Below are 25577 nucleotides of genomic sequence, written 5' to 3' on the forward strand. Positions count from 1 at the left end.
CCAGGCGGCAATTCACGACCTGCGAGCGTGGCCGTTTGGACAAGGGGCGGCATGCAGATCACGCCGCTCCCGTGCATCACTTACGTTTGTTTTCCAGCTCGTCCCAGCGTTCCAGCGCGATCAGCAACTCCTCGTCGATCGCGGCATAGCGCTCGGTCAGGCGCGTGCCCTCCTGAGCGTCTTTGGCGAAAACCGAACCGTCTTCGAGTTGGGCGCCGATGGTTTTCTGCTCGGCCTCGAGCGCGGCAATTTTCGCCGGCAACGCTTCGAGTTCGCGCTGATCCTTGAACGACAGCTTGGCGGCGCGCTGCGTATTGCGGCCCGCGCCGGCATCTTTCGGGGCCGCCGTTTCTTTTGCCGCGTCTTTGGCCGCTTCTTTCTGCGCGTCCTGCGCCATCTGCTGCGAGCGGTCCCGCTGAATCTGCCAGTCGGTAAAGCCGCCGACGTACTCGCGCCACTTACCCCCGCCTTCTGCGGCGATCACCGAAGTCGCGACGTTATCCAGAAACGCGCGATCGTGGCTGACCAGCAGCACGGTGCCGTCGTATTCGGTGAGCAGTTCTTCGAGCAACTCGAGTGTCGGGATGTCGAGGTCGTTGGTCGGTTCGTCGAGCACCAGCACGTTCGCCGGACGCGCGAACAGACGTGCCAGCAGCAGACGATTGCGCTCGCCGCCCGACAGCGACTTGACCGGCGAACGCGCGCGTTCCGGCGCGAACAGGAAGTCGCCGAGATAGCTCATCACGTGCTTCTTCTGGCCGTTCACTTCAACCCACTCGCTACCCGGGCTGATCGTATCGGCCAGGCTCTTGTCCAGATCGAGCTGCGCGCGCATCTGGTCGAAGTACGCGACTTGCAGATTGGTGCCGATCCGCACCGTGCCTTCGTCCGGCGCCAACTCACCGAGGATCATCTTGAGCAGCGTGGTCTTGCCCGCGCCATTCGGACCGACAAAACCGATCTTGTCGCCGCGCATGACCGTGGCCGTGAAGTTGTCGACCACCGTGCGCGAACCGTAGCGCTTGGTGACGTCGGTCAGTTCGGCGACGATCTTGCCGGACTTTTCGCCCTGCCCCACGTCGAGCTTCACGTTGCCCTGCACGTTGCGGCGTTCGGCGCGCTCATTGCGCATCTCCACGAGCCGTGCAATCCGGCCGACGCTGCGCGTGCGGCGCGCTTCCACGCCCTTGCGAATCCACACTTCTTCCTGGGCGAGCAGTTTGTCGAACTTGGCCGCTTCCACTTGCTCGATTTCAAGCTGCTGCGCCTTCCGGGTCTGGTAAGCGCTGAAATTGCCCGGATACGACAGCAAACGCCCGCGATCCAGTTCGACGATGCGCGTGGCGACACGGTCGAGAAATGCGCGATCGTGGGTAATGAAGAGCAGCCCCGCGCGCAGCGAAACCAGCAACTCCTCGAGCCAGCGGATGCCGTCGAAATCGAGGTGGTTGGTTGGCTCGTCGAGCAGCAGCACGTCCGGCTGCACGACCAGCGCGCGCGCCAGCGCCACGCGCTTTTGCATGCCGCCCGACAGCGAACCGACCCGCGCCTCGCCATTCAGACCGATCTGCTGCAGCGTGGTGGCCACGCGCGTGCTCCAGTTCCAGGCGTCCGAATGGTCGAGCGCCGATTGCAGCGTGTTCATGCGCGACATCAGTTCGTCGTGTACCGGGCCTTCCGGCTCGTCGGCAAGCTGATTGGCGACTACATCGTATTCGTCTAGCAGCGCACGGGCATGAGTCAGGCCGGCGGCAACCGCTTCGAAGACGGTGTCGTCGGTATCGAACTCCGGCTCTTGCGGCACGTAGACCGAGGTCAGACCCTGCTGGCGCGTGACGAGGCCGTCGTCTGGCTTGGCCAGATCGGCGACGATCTTCAGCAGCGACGACTTGCCCGCGCCGTTACGGCCGATCAGCCCAACGCGCTCGCCCGCTTCGAGGGAGAAATCCGCGTGATCGAGCAACGCGACGTGACCGAACGCCAGTTGGGCCCCGGTAATGGTGTAAAGCGACATGGAGAATTGGAGAAGACAGCGATGAGTCGGAACTGCTCATTGTACCGGGCGCGCGCTCGGGTGCCTGTATGCCGGAAGAGATAGGCTGATTGGCCGGCTTGAAAAACGGGTTCGGAAGGAATCCCGGCCGAACCTTGAGCGGGGAAGCTCGACCGGACGGTGCTTGCACCCGCCCGGCCAGTCGTTCACAGGCCCGACACGCTTACTTCACGTGCACCGTGATGGTCTTACTCAGCTCCGGACCGTACGAGCGGTGCATGCCGTCGCCGAATTGCAGCGTCAGCGTATGGTCACCCGGCGGCAGCGTCACATCGGTTTCGGTCTGCCCTTTGCCGAAGTGAAGCGATTTATCAGTCGCGGGAATCACTTCGCCTTTAGGAAGCGGTTTGCCGTCGATCAGCAAATGATGATGGCCGGTGCCATCCGTCATCGTGCCGGCCGGCGCGATGCTCATGCCTTCGACAGCGAACACCACATGCACCGGGTTGCTGACGGTTGCGCCGTCCGCCGGCTGCACGAAAGACACGCTCGCGGCTTGCGCAGCGCCTGATACGGCCAGCAAGCCGGCCAGTGCCGCACCGATCAACCATTTGTTTTTAAACATCATTTTTCTCCTTTTTGGGAAACGAAAGTCATGCGCGGGCCAGGCGGGCGTCGATTGCGACTCCGGTTGCGGCTTCGGTTACCTGAGGCCGATCGTCGCAATGGATGCGGTGCGCCCGCTGCGCCTGTCCAAAAAATGAGCTGCGGATCGAAGCATACACGCTGTGTATGACGAGGTTCGTCACGCGGGCCCGGACATGTCTCAGGCGCTTTGCGGCGATGCCGCATGGGTAAATGGCGGTCCGTTTGACAAATTCCGGTAATATTGCGGGTCGCCGCCGTGCCCAAAAAAGGGGCAGACTTGGCGGATCACTGCATTGAACCAAAGAAGAGTACGTCGTGAGCGAAGTAATTGAAGTGACTGAATATAAGAGCTGGGTCTGCCTGATTTGCGGCTGGATCTACAACGAAGAAGAAGGCCTTCCCGAAGAAGGTATCGCCCCGGGCACGCGGTTCGCCGCGATTCCGGACGACTGGCGCTGCCCGCTGTGCGATGTCAGCAAGGCGGAGTTTGCAGTGGTGGAATTCTGAGTGCGCTCAACCGAACCGGGGTGCGCTGCCTGATTTAGTGCGGCAATGGCAGTACGGCAGTGCACCGGATGGTTTGCGCGGCCCAGTGGGTGATGCCCACTGGGCCGTTTGTTTTGGGGAAATGGAATGGCAGGCGCAAAGCTTGTCATAAGGGGCGCTCTTCCCCTGCCATAGCAAATAAATTTGCAACATACGAAACGCGATACGCCGATTCTTTTAGCCGCATCCTTGGCCCAACCGACATTAGCGCGATTACCAGCCAGTAGGGCAAAGCCTTGAACGAGGGTTAGCTTGATTGAGACGGATGGTCAAGTACGTCCGGGAGTGGCTGAAATAATAGAGACAGAGCGGTTAAATCCCGTGGATTGCGCTGCCTGGCAAGCGATGCTGCCGGGGATGCGGCATTCACCGCTCCTTTCTAAAAAAATACGAAAAAAGCCCGAGGGAATATGAGGATTAAAAGCAAATGGGGACGCGGTATTCACGAAGGGAAAGTCGTTTCCGTCGTAGACGGCAAGCGGATTTTCATCCATCTACACGCTTCAGTTGAAACGCTCTCTTTAGGCAATATAGCGGCCCGTCGAAGCCAAAGCGTGCTTACCGTCTCGATCGATAATGTGCAAAAAATAGCGGATCACATGAGCGAACCATTTACCCACGCGAAACGAGACGACGTGGTAGTTCTGCTTTATGAAAACGACGAAACTCGTACAGCGGCGCTCGCCATGCTCGGGTTGCGCGACGCATAAGCAAAACCCTGCTGTTATTACTTCTTCAACCACTCGCCGGCCGTGATCTCCACGGCCTCGGCGGCATTCTTGCTTACCTCGTTCTCCACAGCATCGCAGATCAGCGCACAGGCGGCGCCGCGGCTAGCAAGCTGCGCAGGAAGACCATGATCATATGGCCAATGGGGACCTCGGACAGCATCGATCGCTGCAGTGCGAGGCCTTGCGAGAGCCCCATGAAGGACGCGGCTAAGATAGTCGGCGATTCTGGCGGCACTCTTTCCAGCCTGGCAAAAATCTGCGCGATGCAATAAGCAAGGCCGTCACGGTGGGCGTCGAGCAACGCCTGTGAGGCTGCTGCAAAAACAGGGTTGCGGCGCCCCTGAAGCTTGAACTCAACGCCCAGCACAGACCACTCAGGCTCGGCATCAAGCGTCTGCGCCCAGACCTCCAACGCATTCAGTATGTCGTCCGCAGACGAGGACGGGTCGCTCAGCGTCCGGGCAATGTCGGTTACTTGCGTCCTGGAACGCTCTTGCATCAACTCCACAAACAACTCTTCCTTGCTCGCGAAATTCGAATAGAAAGCACCCTGCGTATAACCGGCCTCGGCCGCAATATCTCTGAGAGAAGTGGCGCCGAAACCTCTCTCGACAAATAGCCGCTTCGCCGCAGCCAGCAAATGCGCCCGGGTCTGCAATCGACTTTCTTCGCGGCTCAGCCGCGGGGATTTGGTCGCCGTATTCATGGCCGGAAGGATATCAGTTGATATTTAAAATTCAACTGGCTATTATTACGATTGCATTTCATATCTCACTTGATATGCGAAAGTGCAAGGCACGACCTGAGTCCTTGGAGAGCCGTACGGAACAGGACGAGGGCGTGCGTGCGAAGTCAGTGCGGGAGCCAACCGCTAAGACCGGGAGCGCAATGCAACAACCTGGTCATGTACTACGGAAAGAGAACATGAGCAGCAGGGTAAAGATCTTGAAGCAGCAACTCGCGCAACTCGATGAGCGGTTATTAGTGGCGTGGCAGCAGGAGCAGAAAGCGGCTATCGACCACGTCCGCCAGGTGATGAACTTCTTCAACCTGGTGCCTAACCAGTTACGCGTCGACCGGCGAGGCACGTACAACACCAAGCCGGTTCAGATGAAGTATCAGGACCCGATCACCGGCGCGACCTGGAGCGGCCGTGGACGCGCGCCGTCCTGGATCCGGAACCGAAACTACGACGATTTTCTGGTCAGGCATTCGGACGACGTCGGGGCAGACTAGGTAGGGTCGGTCGACGTTCAAGCAAGGCGATATTCATGGAGTCCGGATTCCGGATTCCGCACGGCCTCGCGGTATTTCCTGGCGAGTTCGCCGACCTTGACGATCGCGGCGCCCCCCCCCACTTGCTCTTTGCCGGTTTGTTGAACAGCCACGGCCGACTCGCAAAGCTCCTATTCTTGAAGAGTCCATTCGGACCCAATCAAGGAGGGAGGCCATGCGCATGCTTCTCAACATACGAATACCTCACGAGCCATTTAACACGTTTGTGCGCGATGGCACTATCGGAGAGTTAATGGAGAGGATTCTCGCGGAGATGAAACCGGAAGCCGCCTACTTCACCTCGGAGAACGGAACACGCGGAGCAATCCTCATCGTGAACCTCGAGGAGCCGTCGCAGATTCCGAAATTCGCGGAACCATGGTTTCTTTCGTTCAATGCGGACTGCGAGTTTCGCGTGGTGATGGTGGCAGATGACCTCAGGAAAGCCGGACTCGAAACGCTTGGCTCCAAGTGGAAATAGGGAGCGCGGCACGGCGTGTGAGCGCGAACAGCATGCCGTGCCGTCGCCCACTTCGGTCGACGTACTCAGATAACCGCTTGACCTCGAAGAACTGCCGTTGTGCACCAGTAAGTGCGCGCGGCCGAAGGGTTGGATTGGGACGCCCAGACCACACACGTTTGATCCGGCTAGCTTGTAAACGCTGTCAACGATGAGATTTCGTAGACCATGACCAGCACACAACAACAAAAAAAGAGCCCGCCAATGCGGGCTCTCTGTATTTCAGAATAGGCGCACAAACTGCGCGGCATCACTACTCAGTCAAGCTGCAATCTAAGGTTCGTAGCGGCGGCAAACGCGCCGGCCTTTCTGCGATCCGGGGCAAACCTGGCAATGCGTTGGATCGTAAGCTTTGCATCCTGGACGTTCTCGACCTCGACTTCCCCAAGCTGCGCCCAGGCTTCGGTAGCGCCTTTCGTTTTGAGTGTTTTTGCTATACTCTTGCGCTCGCTGGCGTACCAGGGCTAACAAGCTGTCACGGCGCTTCGTTTAGGAAGAAGCAGAAATGCCGGGCACGCCCAAAAGGTATGGCGGGAGCCAATAGCAGCAAGGCTTCAGCCCACCTATTGCCAATATCCATCTCCCCGTAGTTCAATGGATAGAACAAGTGCCTCCTAAGCGCTAGATACAGGTTCGATTCCTGTCGGGGGGACCAAGAAGCTTCCCAGCGTCCCCCAAGTTTGCCCACAAAAGCCCCGAAAGCCTCGCGCTGCGGGGCTTTTTGCTGCCATCATCGCCCACAGTTGCACAATACAAACCAGATTTGCTGGGGGTATCGATGAGCATAGCCACCTGTTTTGCGACAGGGTCAGGCGACAAGCAGCGCAATAAGACATGCAACGGCCATAGCCAGGCACAATCCGCCTGAGATCAAGTCGTATGGGTAAGTCATGGGATCCCCGATTCGTTATCCGGCAAGCATAAGACGATCAGGGGCGACGTGGTGTTAAGCATGGTCAGGCAAGCACACCCGGAAAACCAAGGGCGTCCGCACTCGGTTGCCGATCGTCGCGGCGCCCGGCCTATTGCTCGATGTGCATGCGCCACGCGGGCGACGTCGCCGCTTACGCCCCCCGCTCGCACGAATCCATCAAGCCGGCCGCTTCGGAATCTCCAATCCCCTCGCCACTGCCGGACGCGCGACGAACGCCGCCAGCACCCGCTTCACGTTCGAAAATTCTTCGATCCCGACCAGCTCCCCTGCTTCGTAGAAGCCGATCAGATTGCGCACCCACGGAAAGGTCGCGATATCGGCAATCGAATACTGATCGCCCAGAATCCAGTCACGTCCTTCGAGCTGCCGATCCAGCACCCCGAGCAAACGTTTTGACTCAGCGACGTAGCGGTCACGCGGGCGTTTGTCTTCGTACTCCTTGCCCGCGAACTTATGGAAGAAACCCACCTGACCGAACATCGGGCCGATGCCGCCCATCTGGAACATCACCCACTGAATCGCTTCATAGCGGCCAGCGGCATCTTGCGGAATGAATTTGCCGGCTTTGTCCGCGAGGTAGATCAGAATCGCGCCGGATTCGAACAGCGGCAGCGGCTTGCCGCCAGGGCCATTCGGATCAATGATCGCCGGAATCTTGTTGTTCGGATTCAGCGACATAAACTCGGCCGACATCTGATCGTTCGTATCGAAGCGAACGAGGTGCGGCTCATAGGGCAGGCCGGTCTCTTCGAGCATGATCGACACCTTCACGCCGTTAGGCGTCGGCAGCGAATAGAGCTGAATCCGGTCCGGATGCTCGGCAGGCCATTTCTTCGTGATCGGGAAGGCGGAGAGATCGGTCATGGTGATGATGTAACCCTTGTGCGAGAGCTTCGGCTGAAAATTGGAATCGGGAATCCGCGATCGGCCAGCAGGCCGGCAGGAAAGACCCGAACGCGCGATCGCCAAATATAAACCGACTCGGCACAACGCGTACAATACCGACTCAGAACATCGCGACGCGACCGTTCACCGCGCTCTCCCACCGCCGAACCACAAGACGGCGCCAGGCATCACCGCAACTCAACGCAACTCACCACAAATCCTTGGTCGCCGTCCCGGCACTCAGGTTATAGCCTTCGCGCCACAGCACCGCGCCGACGGTCAGCAGCATGGCCTTCTGCTCGTCGCCAAGTTGCTCCCACATCGCCGCCAGCCAGGTGGCAAAACTTGCACAGGTGGTTTCGAGGTCGACGGGCGCTTTGCCCTGCAGGTACTGCCGCTCGAACATCGAAAGCACTTTTTCGGGTGTCATGGGCACGTCTCCTCCGGGTTGGATGCGCCAAGTCTAAAGGCGCCGCACGGTGCGCGGAGCGTCCGCACAGGCAAACCCGGGTTACTCCCAGGCGAAAACAAGAAAGGCGCCGAAGCGCCTTTCCCGTCAAGCAACACCACCAGCCGAATTACGGCGCGTTGTGCTTTGCCTTGTCCTTACTGTCTTCCTTGGCGTCACCGTAGGCCTTCTGCACCTTGCCGGCGGCTTGTTGAAGATCGCCCTTAAGCTCCTTGCCCGGGTTATTGGTGGCCTTACCGACGGTTTCGTTGACTTTGCCCTTGATCTGCTCGCCGACGCCCTTGACTTGATCCTTATTCATATTCAGCTCCAGTATCTGAAATGCCGGCACGACGTTGCGCCAGTAACCCGATACAGCAACGGGTGTGCCCGTGCCCACCATCAGTCCGTTTTGCCGGGCCAAGCCGGCCAAAAAATATTTTCAAAAACCCCTAAAGTCCCGCCGCAGCTTGCCGTAAAGGTGCCATGGAGGGGCTATGGAACGCACACTCATTAAGCTGGCGGGGTCGAGCCAAGCGACGCTGATCGATCAGGACATCGCGCATATCGGGCGTGTCATGCGACCGTCTTTACTCGGCGATCTGGGCGGCCCTATTCTGCCCGCCGCCTATTGGCGCAAGCGTCTGCACCAGTTGCTCGACACCAGCCAGTTGTCCCATGCGCAACTGTGCGGCGTGGACAGCCTGCTGCTGCAACTCGATCAATTCGAGGCCAGCGCCCAGCCGGCGTGGGACGAGCTGCCGCCGGCAACGGGCATGCCGCTCCGGCCGGTACACGCAGTGACGGCCTACCCCCATATCTGACCCGCTGCAAGCCTTGATGGCTGGCCTTCTGCGCCGGCCAAGCCCATTTTCCCCTGTTAAAAAAAGGCCGCGAATCCTGTCGCGGCCTGAACACGTCGCAACGCAGGGAATTCGCGTCACACCACAAGCCTACACGTTCAACTGTGACAGTCACGTTTAGACGAAACGGGTTGTTGCGTTGCGGGAGATTTCCGGTCTTCGTCTGCAAAAATAGGAAAAAGGGACGACCTTAGGTCATAATGTCCGCAAAAATTCCCAGCAAGGACCTCCGTGACCGTCGCCGCCCCGCTCGACCTGCTCAAACAGGCTCGCGCCCGCTTCACCCAACGCGAAATCGCAGCGCACGTCGGCAAGGACATCAAGACGGTGCGGCGCTGGGAAAAGGGCGAAACGCCGTGCCCGTCCATGCTCGAACCGGCCCTGCGCGATCTGCTGCATAGCAGCGGCCGGACGAAGGCTGGCGCAGTGACAGGCGGCACCCAGTTCCGTTTTATCGATCTGTTTGCCGGCATCGGCGGCATTCGCATGGGTTTCGAGGCGCAGGGCGGCGACTGCGTATTCACGAGCGAATGGAACGATTTCTCCACCAAGACCTATCGCGAAAACTATCCGGCCGACGGCGAACACGCGTTGATCGGCGACATCGTTTCGTTTCCCGCCGAAGAGGTGCCGAGCCACGACGTGCTGCTCGGCGGCTTTCCGTGTCAGCCGTTCTCGATTGCCGGCGTCAGCAAGAAGAATGCGTTGGGCCGTCCGCACGGATTCGAATGCACGACGCAAGGCACGCTGTTCTTCGACGTCGCACGGATCATCGCCGCCAAGCGCCCCGCCGCGTTCCTGCTGGAGAACGTGAAGAATCTGCTCTCGCATGACAAGGGCCGTACCTTCGACGTGATCCTGCAGACCCTGCGCGACGAACTCGGTTACGAAGTGCACTACCGCGTGGTCGACGGTCAGCATTTCACGCCGCAGCACCGGGAGCGCATCATCATCGTCGGCTTTCGCGGCAAGACCTCGTTCTGCTGGGACGATCTGCGCCTGCCGGAAAGCGGTCCACGTCTGGGCTCGATCCTGCATCGCACCGACGGCAGCGAACCCGTCCTGCCGTGGGACCACGATCGCTTCTTCGACCACGCTGCCAAACGCGTGCAGCCGAAGTACACGCTCACGCCCAACCTCTGGACCTATCTGCAAAACTACGCGGCGAAGCATCGCGCGGCGGGCAACGGCTTTGGCTTCGGCATGGCTTATCCCGACAGCGTCACCCGCACGCTCTCCGCGCGTTATCACAAGGACGGGTCGGAAATTCTCGTGTACCAGGGCGAACAGTTGCGGCCGCGCCGCCTCACGCCGCGTGAATGCGCCCGGCTAATGGGTTTTCCCGATACCTTCAGGATTCCCGTCAGCGACACGCAGGCTTACCGGCAGTTCGGCAACAGCGTCGTCATGCCGGTGATGCGGGAAGTGGCGCGCATCATGCTGCCGCACGTGCAAAAGCTGCTCGCCGCGCAAACACGCCATGGCTCGAAGCAAACCCTTTCGCTCTATTCCTGAGCGGCCCGATCCGTTATCCGGGCCCTAGCGATGGTCGATATCGTCGACAGTGCAACGCGCAGCCGCATGATGTCCGGTATTCGCGGCCGCAACACCAAACCGGAAATTCTGATCCGCAGCCTGCTGCACGGCCAGGGTTTCCGCTTCCGTCTGGACGCGCGCGATCTGCCGGGCCGTCCGGACATCGTCCTGCCGCGCTACCGTGCTGTCGTGCTGGTACACGGCTGCTTCTGGCACGGCCACGACTGTCATCTCTTCAAATGGCCACAAACCCGGCCGGAGTTCTGGCGCGACAAGATCGGCCGCAATCGCAGCAACGACGACAAGGTTCAGGCAGCGTTGCTCGCGAGCGGCTGGCGCGTCGGTGTGGTGTGGGAATGCGCTTTGCGCGGCGCCAATCGGGATATCGAGGGCGTGTTGCAGCGGCTTGTCGCGTGGTTGAAAAGCGACGCGACGCGCTTCGAGGAACGCGGCTGAAAGCTGCTTGTAGCCTGCCCGGTTCGAACGAATCCCGAAGCCGCTGGTGATACACTCGATTGGCTAGCTTGGGGCATTTTTTGCGTACCGGACTTGCAGAAATCGGGCAGCAGGCCGGCGGCAAAAGAACGCGCTCCGTCCATCCCAGAACCACTCAACAAGGGAGGCACACCATGGCTGATTTCCGTCTCTGGTCCGACGATTTCCCCACCAACGGCTTTATGCCGAAAGCCCACGAGTATCACGACAAGGCCTTCGGGGTGGACGGCGAGAACATCTCGCCCGCGCTGCAGTGGGACGCACCACCGGCCGACACCCAAAGCTTCGCACTCACCGTTCACGATCCCGACGCCCCGACCGGCAGCGGCTTCTGGCATTGGGTTGTCGTCAATATTCCGGCCGACGCCCGCTCACTGCCGCGTAATGCCGGCAAGGCCGACGGTTCGCTGCTGCCGCAAGGCGCGCTGCAGGTGCGCAACGACTACGGCACGGTCGGCTACGGCGGCGCCGCGCCGCCGCGCGGCGACAGGACGCATCGCTACATCTTCCGGCTGCATGCGCTGAAGGTGCCGCACCTGCCGATCAACGCGGAGACCACCAATGCGGTCGCGCGTTTCATGACGCATCTGAACGAACTCGACTCGACCACTCATACCGGCCTGTACGAACTCAAATAACCAGCGAGACGCGATGCCGCTGCGCTGCTGCAGTGCAACGGCATCGTTGCTGCGCGCCGTCTTGTCTTTCCAGGGCCGCACGCAGCGCGCGCGGTTCATCGCCGGGACGCCTGGCTGATGAATCGCCCTACTCCAAATCCAGAAGAACGATGCACGCACAACCATCGCGCAAAGACAGTTCGATGACGGCCGATGCCGCCTCAGCTACCTCACTCGCCGCCGGCCCAACGCTCGCGGATAGCACCGAACAAGGCTTGCCGATTCCGCAGCGCTACTGGGCCATGCTGGTCATCGCCCTCGCCCTCACGCTGGCGGTGCTCGACAGTGCGATCGCCAACGTGGCGCTGCCGACCATCGCACGCAATCTGCATGCGAGCGCAGCCGGCTCGATCTGGGTCGTCAATGCCTACCAGCTCGCGATCACCATTTCACTGTTGCCGCTCGCGTCGCTCGGCGATCGTATCGGCTACCGGCGCATCTATCTGGCCGGGCTGATCCTGTTCACGGTGGCGTCGTTCGGTTGCGCGCTGTCCACTTCGCTGCCGACGCTCGCGCTCGCCCGCGTGGTCCAGGGCTTCGGCGCGGCCGGCGTCATGAGCGTGAACACCGCGCTCGTGCGGATGATTTATCCTCCCGCGCAGTTGGGGCGCGGCGTTGCAATCAACGCAATGGTCGTGGCGGTGTCGTCGGCGGTCGGGCCGACCATTGCCTCAGGGGTGCTCGCCATCGCCTCGTGGCCATGGCTGTTCGCGATCAACGTGCCGATCGGGATCGCGGCGATTGTCGGCGGCTTCAAGGCGTTGCCGATGAACCCCGGCCACGAGTCTCCGTACGACTATCTGAGCGCGGTGATGAACGCGTTTGTGTTCGGCCTGCTGATTTTCGCCGTCGACGGCCTCGGTCACGGCGAATCCGTCGGCTGGGTCGCCGCGGAAGCACTCGGCGCGCTCGTGATCGGCTACTTCTTCGTGCGCCGTCAGTTGACCCAGCCCGCGCCCCTGCTGCCGATCGATTTGCTGAAGATTCCGGTGTTCGCCTTATCGATCGGCACGTCGGTCTGTTCGTTCTGCGCTCAGATGCTGGCGTTCGTGTCGTTGCCGTTTCTGTTGCAGGACACGCTCGGCTTCTCACAGGTCGATACCGGCTTGCTGATGACGCCGTGGCCGGCAGTCATCATCATCGCGGCGCCGATTGCCGGCGTACTGTCGGACAAGGTGTCGTCGGGCTGGCTAGGCGGCGTCGGACTCGCTGCGATGACGGTGGGCCTGTTGCTGCTCGCCACCCTCGGCGCGCATCCGGAGCCCATGCAGATCGCCTGGCGCATGGCGCTGTGCGGCGCGGGCTTCGGGATCTTCCAGTCGCCGAACAATCGAACCATGCTGTCCGCCGCGCCGCGCGAGCGCAGCGGCGGCGCGAGCGGCATGCTCGGCACCGCGCGCCTGACCGGACAGACGCTCGGCGCCGCGCTGGTCGCGCTGATCTTCGGCATCGCGCCGCAGAACGGGCCGATCATCGTACTATATGTGGCCGCGTGCTTTTCAGCGGTTGCCGCCGTGGTCAGCACGTTGCGCGTGATGCAGCGAGCCTGAACGGGCAAACGGGGCACGCTGGGTCGAGCGACGTGAGCGCATGGCAACGCTCATTGCAAGCCTGCTCCCTGAAAACAACAAGGGCGCGCATCGCATACCGCGATCCGCGCCCTTTCTCGTGTCCCTTTCCGCGTTCTTTTCCGTGCTTCAGTTCTGTTTCGACGTGACCGGCACGCGCGATTCCCGAAGGAATCGCGCCGCCATTGATTCAGCTGGAAGATGCGGTCACGTCAGCGAGCTTTACCGCTTTGGCCGTCACCGAAGAGGCGGTCGCGATGTTGCGCAGATCGCCCAGGAAGGTATCGCGCCAGACCGACAGATTGTTCTCACGCATCGGCGCCATCATGTCCGCGTGACGCGCCTGGCGCTCGGCGAGCGGCATCGACAGCGCGCGCTCCAGCGCCTCGGCCATCTGCGACAGATCGAACGGATTGACAACCAGCGCACCCGGCAATTGCTCGGCGGCGCCGGCAAATTGCGACAACACGAGCACGCCCGGATCGGCCGGATCCTGCGATGCAACGTACTCCTTCGCGACCAGGTTCATGCCGTCGCGTAGCGGCGTCACATAGCCGACCTGCGATTGACGGAACAGCGCCATCAGCAGATTGCGCTCGTACTTGCGGTTCAGGTACTGGATCGGCGTCCAGTCGAGTTGCGCGAAACGACCGTTGATACGGCCCGCTTCGCCTTCCAATGTCTGACGAATGCGCTGATACGTCTGCACGTCCGCGCGCGTCGGCGGCGCGATCTGCACCAGCGATACGCGTCCGTGCCAACCCGGTGCATTCAGCAGTAGCCGTTCGAATGCCTGGAAGCGCTCCACCAGTCCCTTCGAATAATCGAGCCGGTCGACGCTCATGATCAGCTTGCGCCCGCGCATGCCGTCACGCAGGCTGCGTACCGGCTTGCGATCGGTGAACTGCTCGGCGGCCTTGGCGATCGCATCCGGATAAATGCCGATCGGGTATGCGGCCACTTTAAGAAAGCGGTTGCACGCGTGCACCATGCCGTCTTCGCTCGAGGTGCCGTGCTGGCCGCGCTCGATAAAGTCGACGAACGACTGGCGATCCGCCTCGGTCTGGAAACCGACCACGTCGTAGCTGCACATTGCCTTGACCAATTCCTCGTGCGGCGGAATCGTACGGAGTACTTCCGGAACTGGAAAGGGAATATGCAGGAAGAAACCGATTGGATTCTTCACGCCGAGTTCGCGCAGGCAGCGCGCGAACGGCAGCAGATGATAGTCGTGCACCCATATGATGTCGTCGGGTTTGAGCAGCTCCTTGAGCTGCTTGGCGAGCGTCGCGTTGACTCGCTGATAGCCCGCATATTCCTGCCGGTCGTAGCGCGACAGGTCGTTGCGATAGTGGAACGTCGGCCACAGCGTCGCGTTCGAAAAACCGCGGTAGTACTGGTCATAGTCGCGCTTGGTGAGACCCACCGTCGCGTATGTCACATTGCCCTGCTTCTCGATCACCGGGGACGACGGCTCGCTCACGGTCTCGCCGCTCCAGCCGAACCAGACTCCGCCGGTTTCCTTCAACGCGTCCAGCACGCCGATCGCGAGGCCACCTGCCGCGGGGCGGCCTTCCTGGATTGGCGCCACACGATTCGATACCACGATCAGTCTGCTCATTGGTGCTCCACCTCGTCAGTTGTTTCGTTGCATACGGATATGTGCGTTAACGGTGCATGCAAGTCGCGTGCCGTTTTTTGAGATGTTGGAAATAAAAATGGTTACAAATGTATCGGACGAGCAAAAACATGCAATACCGAAGCATTGCGAAGAAATTTTTTCTGCTTTGTATGACGAAACCGAAACCGTTCTTACCGGCTGTCAGACGGGTTCAGGCGTCCTGTTCCGAGCCGAGATCGCGTTGATACTCCAGCCCTTCCTGGCGCACGCCACCCTGGTTGTGTTCACCGTCTGGCGGCGCATTGGGCGCGATGCGATTCTGCGCTGCCGGGTCTGGCGACTCTGGCGAGCTGCTCTGGCTGCTACCCGGCCGGAAATCGCGTTTTGAGTGGCGCGCGGAACGTCGCAGTGCTGGATGTCTCATGGTCGATGCCTCCGGGGGAAGCCCGCCGTCAACGAGACGGCATCAATTCAGTGTAGGGGTCGCGACGGCAAATTGCCGGTAAAAGATGCGCCGAGTTTGTAACAAGTACATAAAATCGCTGTGGCGGATGGTGGTGCGGCGCACTGAGCATGTCAGAGTTGCACGAACGCGGGTTGAGGCAGTGGGCGCCGATTGGCTTGTGGCGTTTGCGTGGGTTGCGGGGGTGGGTCGCCGATCGGCGGCGCAACCGGTTCGATCGGGTCTGGAGTCGGGCTGGGGCCTGGAATCGTGTCGGGTTCGCCAGGGTCTGGTGACGGTGATGGCGGTTCGATCGGCTCGGGACGGTGAGCGTGTTTCGGGAAGGCGGTCGCGGCGGCGTAGTCCGGCATGTTCGTTGTCCTTGGCTTTGCGGTTGTTGTGGGTGGCAGCAAGGGTTATGCCGGGAAGGGTTTTGCCTGCCCGGCAGGTGGGGGCCTTCGCGGCGCTCTTGGTTTGCTTGCCCGATTGCCTTGGTTTGCTTGTGGCCGTTGGCCGCTTCTTGGGCTTGTCTTGCTGTGTCTGTGCGTTTGCCTTTTTGGCCTTTCCTTGATTTGTTAGTGGTCTATTAGTGTTGCCCCTGTGCGGGGCGGCACCTACTTCTCTTTGCCGGCCGCAAAGAGAAGTAGGCAAGAGAAAGCGGCTCAAACCGCTAATTCTTAAGCGGGTCCCCCGCGCAGTGGCGGTAGTGGTGCATCTGGAATCCGTGTCCCCGCGCACTCCGCGCCGTTGACAAAGGATTCATCAGCTCCCACTCCGCACTGCGTGCGTCGCGGATGGGGCTGCCAGGGAAACCAGGAGGGGTTGCTCCGCGCAGCGGGGGCCGTCGGCTTCGCCTCGGTGAGGCGCCCCGCTCTGGTTGGCCAATCCCATTTCAAATGAATGTCGGGGCATCGATTTCGCGATCGCGTTTGTGCTTCCAGCAGCGATGTAACGGCGAGTCGGGGAGCGGACCAAACCGCGGAAGCGAAAATCCGGCGGGCGGTTTTATGAACAGGGTATCGGCGCGCGCAGCGCCGCCGGAGGTATGACGCCTTTGTCACTGACGCCGAATGTGCGAGGGCACAGATTCCAGATGCACCACCACCGTGGCTGTGCGGGGGACCCGCTTAAGAATTAGCGGTTTGAGCCGCTTTCTCTTGCCTACTTCTCTTTGCGGCGGCAAAGAGAAGTAGGTGCCGCCCCGCACAGGGGCAACGCTAATAGACCACTAACAAATCAAGGAAAGGCCAAAAGACCAGCAGCAGAACAGAGACAACCACCTCAGCAAGGAAAGGCCAAAGGCGCACCGCCAACAAACCACAACAAGGCAACGCCAAAAGCAACCCCCCGAGCAGGCCCAACCCTAGATCTTTCAGACGTCCACACCCGCCCGCGGCGACTCATCAGCCGCATCCCCCTCATCCCTCGCATCGTTCCCGTACTCAACCAGCCGGTTGTACAACGTCTTCAAACTGATCCCAAGAATCTCAGCAGCCCGCGTCTTCACCCCACCACATTGCTCAAGCGTAGCCAGAATCAGCTGACGATCCGCCTCCGCAAGCGAAGTCCCAAACGGAATCGTAATCGCCGTGCCAGCCGCAGGCTTCGACAACGTGATCTGCAACGGCACCGTCGCCGTACTGTCCGAATCCGTACCCGACATGATGTGCGCGCGCTGCACATAGTTCTTCAACTCGCGCACATTACCAGGCCACGGATACGACATCAACATTTCCTTCACGGCGGCCGGGAAATGTTTCTTCGTGCTGTGACGCTCGTTGAGTTCGTCGAGAAACGCCTGCCCCAGCAATTCCACATCCTTGCCCCGATCGCGCAGCGGCGGCAAGCTGATCGGAAACACGTTCAGGCGGTGATACAGGTCGAGCCGCAACTTGCCTTCCAGCACCGCCTGCTCAGGATCACGGTTGGTGGCCGCAATCAGCCGCACGTCCGTTTCGATTTCTTTGGTCGTGCCGACCCGCATGAACATGCCGGTTTCCAGCACGCGCAGCAGCTTCACCTGCAACTCGATCGGCATCTCGGTGATTTCGTCGAGGAACAGCGTGCCGCCGTTCGCGCGTTCGAAATAGCCTTTGTGCTGACGGTCCGCACCGGTGAACGAACCGCGCTCGTGGCCGAACATTTCCGACTCGATCAGATTCGGCGAGATCGCGCCGCAATTCACCGCCAGAAACGCATGCTTGCGGCGCAAACTGAGTTGATGCAGCGTCTGGGCGGCAACTTCCTTGCCGGTGCCCGACTCGCCAACCAGCATGACCGAGGCAGCCGTCGGCGCAACCCGGCTGATCTGGTCGTAAACCTCCTGCATGGCCGGTGAGTTCCCGAGCATCAACCCAAACCGGCCCATGCGGCGCAACTCGCCACGCAACGTGCCGATTTCCGCCTTCAGGTCGCCAGCACGCGGCAGGCGCGACAGAATCGCCTTCACCCGCTGCATGTTGATCGGCTTGACCAGGTAGTCGGTGGCGCCCATCTTCAACGCATTGACCGCCGACTCCACCGTGGCGTGACCCGTAATCACAATCACTTCCACGCCGGAGCGCGGATCGAGATCTTCAAACAGATCGACTCCACTGCCGTCAGGCAATTTCAGATCTGTAAAAACGACGTCCGGCATCTGCCGGACCAGTTGAATGCGCGCTTCGCGCAAATCGCCCGCAGTGGCAGTAGTCAGACCGTCTTCCCCGATGATGGCGGCAAGCGCCTCGCGGGTACCGGCATCGTCATCGACAATCAGTACGTGTGGCATCGCGTCTCGAAAGCCCGAAAGCGTGAATGGGGAAACATGCAAAACGCATGCTGAAGTGCCGGCCGGCCACTCGCCTTATGCTGCGCGTGCGTCGTGATGTGAGCACACGCTAACTTTTTGCGATAGCGCCGAACCCCTGACTTGAATCAATACCGCAACAATCAATGAGAAAATCGCCCATTGCGACGCGGCATTGTTGTCTATTTACCTATTATACGGTTTTATCGGGACACGTTTGTAATGTGCGCCAGATGCCGCCCGGCGAAGCGGCCCGTTCCGGCGCAGCCGCGTGCGCAAGGGCGTCACTGTGGCCCTTCGCTACGCGGAAACGGCCATGCGCTCCCTTGGCCATTCGGATGCTGCGAGCCATTTGCGCCGTGCGCTGTGTCTGGTGCGGACGGGCCGGCGCTTGCCGCGCTCACGCCGCCGGTCGCCACCGCGCCGCCCTCACCCTCCCAGCGGCTCAGGTCACGCGCCGTCGGAATCTGTGCGGCACGGTTTCGCTGCACATAGCGCAGAGCCAGCAACCCGCCGAGGGCCATCAGCGCGCCGAAGATGCCAATTTTGGGTCGTCCCATCGTGAACTCCTGGTTATCGCCTAGGGGATCCGCATCGAACGCGGCGCGTCAGCGCGCGGCGAGGACGCCGAGCAGAAAACCGGCGCCCGCAGCCATACCAAGCGAGCGCCATGGGTTGTGCCGCACGTATCGCTCGGCACTGACGGTTGCGGCACGGTAGCGGTGCCGGGCGTTCCGCTGCGCATCACCGAGCGCCGCCTGCAACGTCTCGACATGCGCCGTCAGGCGTTCGCGCAGCGCATCGACGCCCTCGCCCGGTACATTGGCTGCGAGCCGCAGCATCTCTTCCGAATCCGTCAGCAACACCCTCAGATCTTCGACAATCTTCTGGCCGCCGAGTGCGAGCTGTTGCGTGGTGTCACTCATTATTCGCTCCTATGTCTGAATTCGGCGTCTGCGTCCCATTTGCGTCCTGGTTGCTGCGCGTGACGAACAATCGAGGAACCAAGGAAATCGCATCCGCCACCGGCGCGCCTTGCACAGCGTCAAGCCGCTCAAAAGCGCACGCACGTCGAATTCATGCCGCAAACGCCGTGCCCGGTAAATTTGCTACGCTCATTCGATAGCAACCCCGGCTCAGGCACTTTCGACCGGATGCGCGGCGAACTATTTCTCCACCGGTCACATGGATTGCCGGAAGCAGCTTCAAAGTGGTTAAATCGAATTCTTGTGAGATAGTGAGTGAACTGGTCCACCTTGCTCCAAGGACTTCAAGGCCTGCGCGCCGCAACACCGAACCCCATTTGCACAGGACTCCCCCGTTTATGGCGTCAATCGACCTGGACCCGCCGACCGTCTCCGCCGCACAGACGAAGCAGCGCGTCGCGGACGGCATCGCGGGACTGAAATCGTACGGGCTGCTGTACGGCTCGTCGCCGGTGATGCTCGATTTGTATGAACAGATCGAGCGCGTCGCCGGCACCGATGCGACCGCGCTGATCATCGGCGAATCCGGCACCGGCAAGGAACTGATTGCCCGCACGATTCACGATCAAAGCAGCCGCAAGGACGCCCCGTTTATCGCCGTGAACTGCGGCGCAATTCCCGACGAACTCATCGAAGCCGAATTGTTCGGCCACGAAAAAGGCAGCTTCACGGGTGCCGTGCAAGGCCGTATCGGCTACTTCGAGCATGCAAACGGCGGCACGCTGTTTCTCGACGAAATCACTGAAATGGCGCCGGTGCGCCAGGTCAAACTTTTGCGCGCACTCGAGACCGGCACCTTCTTCCGGGTGGGCGGCAACGAACTGATCCGTGGCGACGTGCGCGTGATCGCCGCGACCAATCGCGACCCCGCGATCGCCGTGAAGGAACACGGTCTGCGCGAAGACCTGATGTACCGGCTCGCGGTTTTCCCATTGCGCGCACCGCCGTTGCGCGAGCGCGAGGGTGATCGCGAACTGCTCGCCCAACACTTTCTCGCCCTGCTGAATCAGCAGGAAAACGCGAGCAAAAGCTTCAGCAAGCGGTCGATCGAAACACTGCGAACCTGGTCGTGGCCGGGCAACGTGCGCGAGCTGAAGAACGCGGTGTATCGCGCGTTCATTCTCGCGGAGAAAACGGTTGAACTACCGCATCCGCATCTCGCGTCGCGCGTGAAAAAGCCCGTGACCCAGGGCGACGCGATGAGCGTGTGGATCGGCACTCCGCTCGCCGATGCGCAAAAGCAGATCATTCTCGGCACGCTCAAATATTGCGGCGGCGACAAGCGGCGCGCGGCCAAAGCACTCGGCGTCAGCCTGAAAACGCTGTACAACCGCTTGAGCGTGTACGGCGGCGACGAAGGCGCGGAAGAAGAAAGCGAACCCTAAGCCGTGCCAGGCGCTCACGCGATTCGCTCGCGTGGGCAGGTATTTTCTGCATACCGACTGCCTGCTTTTTCAGCCACCTGCTCCGCGCGTTGCGCATGCCATCTCCGCTGAAACGGCCCTTTTTTGCGCATCTTTCATCTCATAATTAATCCCTTCGCACCACCAATCAAATCGGCTTCTGCTCACCAGAAACCGATTTGACTCGCACTATCTTTTGCAATTGCTTGCACTTTCCCACTGCCAATTACAAATGGCATCCTGCAAAATGCGGCAGCGCATAGTGCAACGATGAGAAAGCCGTGCCTTTCGCTCACACACCGTTCACAAATGTGAAGCACGCAAATAAACCATGCGTGAGCGAAGGCACTTGCAGGAGCAGAGACAGGGAAATGCAAAAAAGTATGGTGTGGGCCGAAGGGGCAAAACAAACAACTACCGCGTCTAAAGCCGCTAAACGCGGACGTCCGAATGCAACGGCGCTCGTCGCATTAGCGATGGCGATCACGTCGGCGTTGAGCGGGTGCAGTTCGCTCTATACGGAAGGCGCCACCGCCGGCGCAGGTGTCGCAGGCGCCGCGCTCGCGGCCAAAGTCACCAGCAACGCGGCCGTCGCTACCGGCATCGGCCTCGGCGCAGTGGCCGCGGCGCGTGCCGGCGTGCAGTACTCGGAGCGCGTGGTCCACAAGAATACGCAGGACGGTATCGCCAAAATCGCCGGACCGCTCGAGGTCGGCGCGATTGCACCGTGGAGCGTGACGCATTCGATGCCGATCGAAGACGACGAACACGGCCGCGTCACCGTAAGCCGCACAATCAGCGCCGGTGCGCTCGACTGCAAGGAAATCGTCTTCTCGGTCGATCAGACCGCTACCCAGAATGTGCCGGCTAGCAGCGCGTTCTACGTCGCCTCGATCTGCCGCGACGGCGACAACTGGAAATGGGCGTCGGCCGAACCCGCCACCGAACGCTGGGGCGCGCTGCAATGAGGGCGCTGTGGCTCCAATCTCCCCGCAATGGGCGCGCGCTGCCTGAACTACGTTCCAGCCACGCTAAGCGCGACGCCCTGGCTCCGCGCACGCATGCAATGGCGCTGTCCGGCAACCGGCTGCGGCTCGCACTCGCGGGAGCAATCTGCGTCGGCGCGAGTCTGCTGACGAGCGGCTGCTCGTCGGTTGGCGCGGCGAGCGGCGCCGCGGCCGGTGTAGCGTCAGGTCTCGTGACCGCCAACCCGGCAGTCGGCATCGGCGTCGGTATCGCCGTACAGGCCGCGACGGATGAGGCCGTCAACCGCTACATGCGCACCATGCACACCGATCAGCAGAACATGATTGCCGCGTTGGCGGGGGCGATGCCGGTCGGCGAGACGCGGCTTTGGGCAGTCAAGCACTCGCTGCCGATCGAGAACGGCCATGGCCAGGTGCGCGTGACGCGTGCGTTCAGTTCGGCGCTCGCGCTGTGCAAGGAGTTCGTGTTCTCGGTGCAGGATGGCGACGGTCCGAACGCGCACGAGGATTGGTACACGGCCAGCGCGTGCCGCCAGGACAAGGGCTGGAAGTGGGCGTCGGCGGAACCGGCGGTCGAGCGCTGGGGCAATCTGCAATAAAAAAAGCGGCGGGGTCTCCCCTGCCGCTTTTTTGTCTCGGGCGTCTTAATCAATCCGACAGGATTTAAGACTCCACGTCTTCCAGACTGAAAATTTCCGTCTGGTCGTTGTACGAGAAGATCTCGCCATAACGGCCCCAGTTGATCACTGCGTCGAGCGTCTCTTCCGCGGCGCTGTCCGACAGAAAATCCTCCAGCTCCTGCTCGAAGCGCACACGCGGTGCGCGATGCCCCGGCCGTTCGTTCAACACCTTCTTGATCCGCGCGGCGAGCGGCACGTGGCGCAGCAGGTGCTCGGCGAACATCATCTTGCGTTCCTGGGTACCGAATTCCGAGAACACACGCGCCGGCGGCGTCAGGAAAATATCGCCTTCGCGCACGTCGGCGAAACCCAGGTGCTGCAGCACTTCAGCAACCGGGAACAGATCGTCCACCTCCAGATGCAGCGAGCGGGCGATTTCCGGCATGTCGGCACGGCCGTGGTACGGCGCGGCGGCCAGCGTTTCGATCAGACCGGCCATCAGGTTGGTCGACACATGCGGCAGCCAGCTGCCGAGCTCGAGACCCTTCCTGGTCGCTTCGTCGGTCTGGCGCGCGGTCATCTTGGCGTAGATCTCGTCGACCAGACGGCGGAACGCCGGGTCCAACCGGTTACGCGGATGCTTGAACGGCACCTTGATCTCGGCGATCACGCGGCCCGGGTTCGACGACAGCACCAGAATGCGGTCGCACATGAACACCGCTTCCTCGATGTTGTGCGTGACGATCAGCACCGATTTGATCGGCATGCGGCCTTGCGTCCACAGGTCGAGCAGGTCGGTACGCAAGGTTTCGGCGGTCAGCACGTCGAGGGCGGAAAACGGCTCGTCCATCAGCAGCAGCGTCGGATCGACCACCAGCGCGCGCGCAAAACCAACGCGCTGGCGCATACCGCCCGACAATTCGCGCGGATACGCGTTTTCAAAACCGTCGAGACCGATCAGGTCGATCGCGGCCAGCGCGCGTTCGCGACGCTCGCGCGCCCCCACGCCTTGCGCTTCGAGACCCGCTTCCACGTTCTGCAGCACGGTCAGCCACGGGAACAGCGCGAAGGTCTGGAACACCATCGCGACACCCTTGGCCGGACCGTCGAGCGGCTTGCCGAGGTACGTCACTTCGCCGTCGGTCGGTTCGATCAGGCCGGCAATGATACGCAGCAGGGTCGACTTGCCCGAGCCCGAACGGCCCAGCATGCCGACGATCTCACCTTCGCGCAGCGACAGGTTCACATCGTCGAGGACGAGCAGCTCGCCTTGGGTCTTGTTGAACCCTCGGCACACGTCCTTGACGCACAGAATCTCCTCACCCAGGCGCGGAGGCATCGGCGGCGTCTGGACCGGCGCGGCGGTTACGGCAGCTTTAGGATTTTGCATCGCGGTTTGCCTTAAATTTACTGTCAATCGAGCCGAAGCTTGGACTCGGCATAGGCGTACATCGGACGCCACAGCAGGCGGTTAAACAAGGTCACAAAGAGGGACATCACGGCAATGCCGAGAATGATTTTCGGGAAGTCGCCCGCAGCGGTGGTCTGCGCGATATACGCGCCCAGACCGTGTGCGGCGAGTTTGGTGTCGCCCCACTGAACGAACTCGGAGACGATACTCGCGTTCCACGCGCCGCCGGATGCGGTAATCGCCCCCGTCACGTAGTACGGGAAGATACCGGGCAGCATCACCTTGCGCCACCACTGCCAGCCGCGGATACCGAAGTTGGCGGCCGCCTCGCGGTAATCGTTCGGGTAGGAACTGGCGCCCGCAATCACGTTGAACAGGATATACCACTGGGTGCCGAGCACGATCAGCGGCGACAGCCAGATGTCCGGGTTCAGGTGAAAGCGCACGATCACGATCACGAAGACCGGGAACAGCAGGTTCGCCGGGAACGCGGCCAGAAACTGCGCGAGCGGCTGGATCTTCTCGGCGAGCGCCGGACGCAGCCCGATCAGCACGCCGAGCGGCACCCAGATCACCGACGAGATCGCGATCAGCAGCGCCACCCGCAGCAGCGTGATGAGGCCCAGCACGAGCACGTGTCCCACTTCGTCGAGTGTCACGCCGGTGCGCACATACGCCACCACGCTATAAACGACATACACAGTAAGGAGGATCACCAGAATCCCCCACACGATATCGCCCACGCGCGACGATTTCTGGCGCTGCGGAATCGCAAAGCGGACGCGGTCGAATGCCGGCAGACGCATCGGCACCCGTGCGGCGTTCGCGAAGACCCAGCCCATCGGCACGAGCAGGCGGTGAATCAGACGGGTACGGCGGATCAGGTCGAGCAGCCACGATTCCGGGGCATTGCCGGAACTGGTCGTTTCCATGCGGAACTTGTCGGCCCACGCGACGAGCGGGCGGAACAGGAACTGGTCGTAGGCCAGAATCACGACCGTCATCGCCAGAATCACCCAGCCGACCGCGTGCAGGTTCTTGTCCGAGATCGCCTGCGCCAGATACGCGCCGATCCCCGGCAACGTGATCGTGTTGTTGCCCACCGTGATGGCTTCGGAGGCCACCACGAAGAACCAGCCGCCCGACATCGACATCATCATGTTCCAGATGAGGCCGGGCATCGAGAACGGCACTTCGAGCTTCCAGAAACGTTGCCAGCCCGTCAGATGGAAACCCCGCGACACTTCGTCCAGATCGCGCGGCACCGTGCGCAACGACTGATAGAAGCTGAAGGTCATGTTCCACGCCTGGCTCGTGAAAATCGCGAAGATCGCCGCGAGCTCCGCGCCCAGCACGCGCCCCGGGAACAACGCGAGGAAAAACGTGACCGTAAACGAAATGTAGCCGAGCACCGGCACCGACTGCAGGATGTCGAGAATCGGCACCAGCACGAGACCCGCGCGGCGGCTCTTCGCGGCAAGCGTACCGTAGACCAGCGTGAAGGTAAGCGACGCGACCATCGCCGCCAGCATGCGCAGCGTTGTGCGCATGGCGTATTCGGGCAGGCTCGACGGGTCGAGCGAGATGACCTGGGTCTTCAGCGTCGACATCGGCGCCAGCGTCTGATGAAAACCGATCGCGGCCATCGCGATGATGCAGATGATCAACGGGAAGGCGACGAAATCCCAGCCGTTAGGCAGCAATCGCCACGCCGAAGCATTGGCGGTGCGTTTCAGGTCGAAACTGAAGTCCATCAGGCGCCCTCCTCGTTATTACAGGTGTTCGAATGGACAAAGGAGGCCGCAGGTTCGGCGCGGCAGTCTGAAGATCGGTCCGGAAAGCGGAAATCAGGCATGGCAAAACGCGTAGGCGCGGTAAATCGTTAGCGTTGGAGACACATAGACCGGTGCGGACGTGTCCTTGGGCGAGCTGCCCAGGACCGGTACCACGAAGCCGGACTCCTCTGTCGCCGCGGGCGCCGCCCTAAGGCTGGCGGGCTTTCCTTGTTTTGGACGGCACGACACTACACCATCCTATGTTTCAGGCACAACCTTTCGCGCCAAATACCGGCAAACAGCCGCGTACGCCGCAACGACGGCCTTCAAAAGGCCTTCATCCAGCGTTGATCCGGCGCAATACAGCAAGTTATTTACCGACGTGCGCCAGCCATTTTCCCGGCAATCGCGAGCGCGGCCCGGAAA

At 61.2% G+C, this 25577-nt stretch carries 27 protein-coding genes and 1 tRNA gene; 13 read left to right on the top strand and 15 right to left on the bottom strand.

Annotated elements, in window-relative coordinates:
* Positions 1-76: 76 nt before the first annotated feature.
* Both GH665_RS15770 and GH665_RS15775 read right to left on the bottom strand, forming a co-directional pair.
* Positions 77-2014, bottom strand: coding sequence for an ATP-binding cassette domain-containing protein (locus GH665_RS15770; RefSeq protein WP_153136626.1), 1938 nt, complete (start codon positions 2012-2014; stop codon positions 77-79).
* 202 nt (positions 2015-2216) lie between these two features.
* Positions 2217-2618, bottom strand: coding sequence for a DUF4399 domain-containing protein (locus tag GH665_RS15775; RefSeq protein ID WP_153138509.1), 402 nt, complete (start codon positions 2616-2618; stop codon positions 2217-2219).
* Between the two features lie 338 nt (positions 2619-2956).
* On the opposite strand from GH665_RS15775, the gene GH665_RS15780 reads away from it, so the two are divergent.
* Both GH665_RS15780 and GH665_RS15785 read left to right on the top strand, forming a co-directional pair.
* Positions 2957-3148: a rubredoxin gene (locus GH665_RS15780; RefSeq protein ID WP_028196839.1), complete on the top strand. Its 192-nt coding sequence runs from the start codon at positions 2957-2959 to the stop codon at positions 3146-3148.
* A 449-nt stretch (positions 3149-3597) separates the two neighbouring features.
* On the top strand, positions 3598-3897 hold the full coding sequence (locus tag GH665_RS15785) for a hypothetical protein (protein WP_153136627.1): 300 nt from the start codon (positions 3598-3600) through the stop codon (positions 3895-3897).
* A 100-nt stretch (positions 3898-3997) separates the two neighbouring features.
* Here GH665_RS15785 and GH665_RS15790 read toward each other — a convergent pair whose 3' ends face one another.
* Entirely contained in the window at positions 3998-4624 is a 627-nt protein-coding gene (locus tag GH665_RS15790) for a TetR/AcrR family transcriptional regulator (protein WP_153136628.1), read from the bottom strand.
* 218 nt (positions 4625-4842) lie between these two features.
* Here GH665_RS15790 and GH665_RS38755 point away from each other — a divergent pair, with 218 nt between their 5' ends.
* Positions 4843-5154: an H-NS histone family protein gene (locus GH665_RS38755; protein WP_167530951.1), complete on the top strand. Its 312-nt coding sequence runs from the start codon at positions 4843-4845 to the stop codon at positions 5152-5154.
* Positions 5155-5171: 17 nt separating this feature from the next.
* On the opposite strand, the gene GH665_RS39430 is transcribed toward GH665_RS38755, so the two are convergent.
* Complete coding sequence (locus tag GH665_RS39430; protein ID WP_281357241.1) at positions 5172-5306, bottom strand: hypothetical protein; 135 nt, start codon at positions 5304-5306, stop codon at positions 5172-5174.
* A gap of 62 nt (positions 5307-5368) precedes the next feature.
* On the opposite strand from GH665_RS39430, the gene GH665_RS15800 reads away from it, so the two are divergent.
* A complete protein-coding gene (locus GH665_RS15800; protein WP_153136630.1) occupies positions 5369-5674 on the top strand; it encodes a panthothenate synthetase in 306 nt (101 codons plus the stop codon).
* Positions 5675-6293: 619 nt separating this feature from the next.
* Positions 6294-6368 (top strand) — tRNA-Arg (locus GH665_RS15805).
* A gap of 435 nt (positions 6369-6803) precedes the next feature.
* On the opposite strand, the gene GH665_RS15810 is transcribed toward GH665_RS15805, so the two are convergent.
* The 3 genes from GH665_RS15810 to GH665_RS15820 form a co-directional block, all read right to left on the bottom strand.
* Complete coding sequence (locus GH665_RS15810) at positions 6804-7511, bottom strand: glutathione binding-like protein (protein ID WP_153136631.1); 708 nt, start codon at positions 7509-7511, stop codon at positions 6804-6806.
* Between the two features lie 229 nt (positions 7512-7740).
* Positions 7741-7962, bottom strand: a complete 222-nt coding sequence (locus GH665_RS15815; RefSeq protein WP_028196820.1) for a hypothetical protein — start codon at positions 7960-7962, stop codon at positions 7741-7743.
* 148 nt (positions 7963-8110) lie between these two features.
* Positions 8111-8302 (bottom strand): CsbD family protein, encoded by a 192-nt coding sequence (locus GH665_RS15820; protein WP_153136632.1) that lies wholly within the window; start codon positions 8300-8302, stop codon positions 8111-8113.
* Positions 8303-8477: 175 nt separating this feature from the next.
* On the opposite strand from GH665_RS15820, the gene GH665_RS15825 reads away from it, so the two are divergent.
* From GH665_RS15825 to GH665_RS15845, 5 genes are all read left to right on the top strand, one after another.
* The gene (locus GH665_RS15825) at positions 8478-8804 is read left to right on the top strand and encodes a hypothetical protein (RefSeq protein ID WP_153136633.1); all 327 of its coding nucleotides are present in this window, start codon (positions 8478-8480) and stop codon (positions 8802-8804) included.
* Positions 8805-9074: 270 nt separating this feature from the next.
* A complete protein-coding gene (dcm, locus tag GH665_RS15830) occupies positions 9075-10358 on the top strand; it encodes a DNA (cytosine-5-)-methyltransferase (RefSeq protein ID WP_153136634.1) in 1284 nt (427 codons plus the stop codon).
* Positions 10359-10388: 30 nt separating this feature from the next.
* Entirely contained in the window at positions 10389-10835 is a 447-nt protein-coding gene (locus tag GH665_RS15835) for a very short patch repair endonuclease (protein WP_153136635.1), read from the top strand.
* Positions 10836-11008: 173 nt separating this feature from the next.
* Entirely contained in the window at positions 11009-11512 is a 504-nt protein-coding gene (locus GH665_RS15840) for a YbhB/YbcL family Raf kinase inhibitor-like protein (RefSeq protein WP_153136636.1), read from the top strand.
* A gap of 149 nt (positions 11513-11661) precedes the next feature.
* Complete coding sequence (locus GH665_RS15845; RefSeq protein WP_153136637.1) at positions 11662-13101, top strand: MFS transporter; 1440 nt, start codon at positions 11662-11664, stop codon at positions 13099-13101.
* Between the two features lie 208 nt (positions 13102-13309).
* Here the strand turns inward: GH665_RS15845 and otsA are convergent, their stop codons facing one another.
* The 6 genes from otsA to GH665_RS15875 all read right to left on the bottom strand — a co-directional run bounded on the left by otsA (position 13310) and on the right by GH665_RS15875 (position 18896).
* Complete coding sequence (gene otsA / locus GH665_RS15850) at positions 13310-14740, bottom strand: alpha,alpha-trehalose-phosphate synthase (UDP-forming) (RefSeq protein ID WP_153136638.1); 1431 nt, start codon at positions 14738-14740, stop codon at positions 13310-13312.
* 211 nt (positions 14741-14951) lie between these two features.
* Positions 14952-15164, bottom strand: a complete 213-nt coding sequence (locus GH665_RS39105; protein WP_153136639.1) for a hypothetical protein — start codon at positions 15162-15164, stop codon at positions 14952-14954.
* A 152-nt stretch (positions 15165-15316) separates the two neighbouring features.
* On the bottom strand, positions 15317-15553 hold the full coding sequence (locus GH665_RS15860) for a hypothetical protein (protein WP_153136640.1): 237 nt from the start codon (positions 15551-15553) through the stop codon (positions 15317-15319).
* Between the two features lie 1001 nt (positions 15554-16554).
* Positions 16555-17952 carry a sigma-54-dependent transcriptional regulator gene (locus tag GH665_RS15865; RefSeq protein WP_153136641.1) on the bottom strand — a complete coding sequence of 466 codons (1398 nt, stop codon included), beginning with the start codon at positions 17950-17952 and terminating at the stop codon, positions 16555-16557.
* 302 nt (positions 17953-18254) lie between these two features.
* A complete protein-coding gene (locus GH665_RS15870) occupies positions 18255-18530 on the bottom strand; it encodes a hypothetical protein (RefSeq protein ID WP_153136642.1) in 276 nt (91 codons plus the stop codon).
* A gap of 48 nt (positions 18531-18578) precedes the next feature.
* Positions 18579-18896 (bottom strand): ElaB/YgaM/YqjD family protein, encoded by a 318-nt coding sequence (locus GH665_RS15875; protein WP_153136643.1) that lies wholly within the window; start codon positions 18894-18896, stop codon positions 18579-18581.
* A 398-nt stretch (positions 18897-19294) separates the two neighbouring features.
* Here GH665_RS15875 and GH665_RS15880 point away from each other — a divergent pair, with 398 nt between their 5' ends.
* The 3 genes from GH665_RS15880 (at position 19295) to GH665_RS15890 (ending at position 21944) form a co-directional block, all read left to right on the top strand.
* A complete protein-coding gene (locus tag GH665_RS15880) occupies positions 19295-20341 on the top strand; it encodes a sigma-54 interaction domain-containing protein (protein ID WP_153136644.1) in 1047 nt (348 codons plus the stop codon).
* A gap of 389 nt (positions 20342-20730) precedes the next feature.
* Complete coding sequence (locus tag GH665_RS15885) at positions 20731-21327, top strand: hypothetical protein (protein ID WP_153136645.1); 597 nt, start codon at positions 20731-20733, stop codon at positions 21325-21327.
* Between the two features lie 98 nt (positions 21328-21425).
* Positions 21426-21944, top strand: coding sequence for a hypothetical protein (locus GH665_RS15890; protein WP_028196807.1), 519 nt, complete (start codon positions 21426-21428; stop codon positions 21942-21944).
* 64 nt (positions 21945-22008) lie between these two features.
* Here the strand turns inward: GH665_RS15890 and GH665_RS15895 are convergent, their stop codons facing one another.
* On the bottom strand, positions 22009-23355 hold the full coding sequence (locus GH665_RS15895) for an ABC transporter ATP-binding protein (RefSeq protein WP_153136646.1): 1347 nt from the start codon (positions 23353-23355) through the stop codon (positions 22009-22011).
* A 23-nt stretch (positions 23356-23378) separates the two neighbouring features.
* Entirely contained in the window at positions 23379-25130 is a 1752-nt protein-coding gene (locus GH665_RS15900) for an ABC transporter permease (protein WP_153136647.1), read from the bottom strand.
* Positions 25131-25577 lie beyond the last annotated feature (447 nt).

It is taken from the genome of Paraburkholderia agricolaris, assembly GCF_009455635.1.
Lineage (GTDB): Bacteria > Pseudomonadota > Gammaproteobacteria > Burkholderiales > Burkholderiaceae > Paraburkholderia > Paraburkholderia agricolaris.

Coding starts and splice junctions, on each gene's coding strand:
- GH665_RS15770 (WP_153136626.1), bottom strand. CDS start 2,014: ATGTCGCTTTACACCATTACCGGGGCCCAACTGGCGTTCGGTCACGTC.
- GH665_RS15775 (WP_153138509.1), bottom strand. CDS start 2,618: ATGTTTAAAAACAAATGGTTGATCGGTGCGGCACTGGCCGGCTTGCTG.
- GH665_RS15785 (WP_153136627.1), top strand. CDS start 3,598: ATGAGGATTAAAAGCAAATGGGGACGCGGTATTCACGAAGGGAAAGTC.
- GH665_RS15790 (WP_153136628.1), bottom strand. CDS start 4,624: ATGAATACGGCGACCAAATCCCCGCGGCTGAGCCGCGAAGAAAGTCGA.
- GH665_RS38755 (WP_167530951.1), top strand. CDS start 4,843: ATGAGCAGCAGGGTAAAGATCTTGAAGCAGCAACTCGCGCAACTCGAT.
- GH665_RS15800 (WP_153136630.1), top strand. CDS start 5,369: ATGCGCATGCTTCTCAACATACGAATACCTCACGAGCCATTTAACACG.
- GH665_RS15810 (WP_153136631.1), bottom strand. CDS start 7,511: ATGACCGATCTCTCCGCCTTCCCGATCACGAAGAAATGGCCTGCCGAG.
- GH665_RS15815 (WP_028196820.1), bottom strand. CDS start 7,962: ATGACACCCGAAAAAGTGCTTTCGATGTTCGAGCGGCAGTACCTGCAG.
- GH665_RS15820 (WP_153136632.1), bottom strand. CDS start 8,302: ATGAATAAGGATCAAGTCAAGGGCGTCGGCGAGCAGATCAAGGGCAAA.
- GH665_RS15825 (WP_153136633.1), top strand. CDS start 8,478: ATGGAACGCACACTCATTAAGCTGGCGGGGTCGAGCCAAGCGACGCTG.
- GH665_RS15835 (WP_153136635.1), top strand. CDS start 10,389: ATGGTCGATATCGTCGACAGTGCAACGCGCAGCCGCATGATGTCCGGT.
- GH665_RS15840 (WP_153136636.1), top strand. CDS start 11,009: ATGGCTGATTTCCGTCTCTGGTCCGACGATTTCCCCACCAACGGCTTT.
- GH665_RS15845 (WP_153136637.1), top strand. CDS start 11,662: ATGCACGCACAACCATCGCGCAAAGACAGTTCGATGACGGCCGATGCC.
- otsA (WP_153136638.1), bottom strand. CDS start 14,740: ATGAGCAGACTGATCGTGGTATCGAATCGTGTGGCGCCAATCCAGGAA.
- GH665_RS39105 (WP_153136639.1), bottom strand. CDS start 15,164: ATGAGACATCCAGCACTGCGACGTTCCGCGCGCCACTCAAAACGCGAT.
- GH665_RS15860 (WP_153136640.1), bottom strand. CDS start 15,553: ATGCCGGACTACGCCGCCGCGACCGCCTTCCCGAAACACGCTCACCGT.
- GH665_RS15865 (WP_153136641.1), bottom strand. CDS start 17,952: ATGCCACACGTACTGATTGTCGATGACGATGCCGGTACCCGCGAGGCG.
- GH665_RS15870 (WP_153136642.1), bottom strand. CDS start 18,530: ATGGGACGACCCAAAATTGGCATCTTCGGCGCGCTGATGGCCCTCGGC.
- GH665_RS15875 (WP_153136643.1), bottom strand. CDS start 18,896: ATGAGTGACACCACGCAACAGCTCGCACTCGGCGGCCAGAAGATTGTC.
- GH665_RS15880 (WP_153136644.1), top strand. CDS start 19,295: ATGGCGTCAATCGACCTGGACCCGCCGACCGTCTCCGCCGCACAGACG.
- GH665_RS15885 (WP_153136645.1), top strand. CDS start 20,731: ATGCAAAAAAGTATGGTGTGGGCCGAAGGGGCAAAACAAACAACTACC.
- GH665_RS15890 (WP_028196807.1), top strand. CDS start 21,426: ATGGCGCTGTCCGGCAACCGGCTGCGGCTCGCACTCGCGGGAGCAATC.
- GH665_RS15895 (WP_153136646.1), bottom strand. CDS start 23,355: ATGCAAAATCCTAAAGCTGCCGTAACCGCCGCGCCGGTCCAGACGCCG.
- GH665_RS15900 (WP_153136647.1), bottom strand. CDS start 25,130: ATGGACTTCAGTTTCGACCTGAAACGCACCGCCAATGCTTCGGCGTGG.